The 509-nt window shown below is 35.4% G+C and carries 1 protein-coding gene; it reads left to right on the top strand.

Features of this window, described 5'->3' with window-relative positions; genetic code table 11:
* On the top strand, positions 1 to 390 hold a 390-nt coding region (locus tag ACRCJ0_RS19450), incomplete at its 5' end, for a transposase (RefSeq protein WP_431391867.1).
* Positions 391 to 509: the final 119 nt, after the last annotated feature.

Raw genomic sequence — 509 nt, 5'->3', positions numbered from 1 at the left:
AAACGTAGTAAGAATCAAACTCATTACGCTGTTGATTTTAAGCTTAGTGCTGTAAAATTGTATGAAACAACAGAGATGAGTTATCGAGAAGTAGCCAATTCATTAGGGATGAATAACCCTAGTTTACTTTGTAATTGGCGCACTACTATCCTCAAGAAAGGCATCGATGGCTTATCAGAACAGAGAGGTAGGCCACCGAAAATGGGTAAACGGAAGAAAGCTGATAAGAAAATATTTCAAGATCCAAAGAAGATAACTAGAGAAGATGTAAACGTTGAGCGTCTGAGAGAACTTGAAAACGAAAATCGTGATTTGAGAATCGAGAATGAATTTTTAAAGGAATTAGGGAGATTGCAGGAAGCAGAGAAACAGCAACAAAGAAACAAATAGTTCAAGCGATCTACAATCTCCATAATATTAATAAATTCAAATTAGTTGATATTTTAAGAGTAACTGGTTTTCCAAAGGCAACTTATCACTATATTAGGAAGCAATCTAAACGCCCAGAC

It is taken from the genome of Aerococcus sp. L_32 (assembly GCF_050689315.1).
This window is presented reverse-complemented; position numbering and strand designations above follow the sequence as displayed.